This is a genomic window from Stenotrophomonas sp. CASM106 (assembly GCF_049384825.1).
Taxonomy (GTDB): Bacteria; Pseudomonadota; Gammaproteobacteria; order Xanthomonadales; family Xanthomonadaceae; genus Stenotrophomonas; species Stenotrophomonas muris.
In genome coordinates this window covers 1-507 of sequence record NZ_JBMRFS010000033.1, presented here as the reverse complement: position 1 = coordinate 507, position 507 = coordinate 1, and the positions used below count along the sequence as shown (strand labels likewise).

The following is a 507-nucleotide window of genomic DNA, read 5'->3' as shown; positions in this document are numbered from 1 at the left end:
GAGCGCCGGAATCGGCTATTCCGCCGGCTGGGCTGCCGTGTCTGCGTTCTTCTCCATGAGTGGGTACCTTATATACAAGTCGGCGCTCCGCACGCCTTCTGCTGCCGATTACATGTCCGCCCGCTGCCTTCGGATTCTTCCCGGGCTCTGGGCCATGCTCATCATCACGACGCTAGCACTGTCGTCAATCTCGGCGCTGTCCCTAGTGGACTACCTGGGAATGTCCGAGACGTGGGAGTACATCCTGGGCAACGCGATCATGTACATGCCTCGCTACGAACTGCCCGGCGTGTTCTTGGACAACCCGTTGGCCGGCGTAATCAATGGGTCACTGTGGACCCTGCGATTTGAGTTCACCTGCTACATTCTGGTCATTGCCCTCAGCGTCAGCGGAGTTTTCTCCAGCGAACGATGGTTCCGACTGTTCGCAGTCACTGTCCTTGCTGGGTATCTGGCATTCATTGCCCATGCTCTGCTGACGAGTACCACCCAATCAGCGCTCTTTGA

At 57.8% G+C, this 507-nt stretch carries 1 pseudogene; it reads left to right on the top strand.

The features are described from left to right. Positions 1-507 (top strand): annotated as a pseudogene (locus tag VG556_RS22365) (hypothetical protein); the annotation flags it as partial.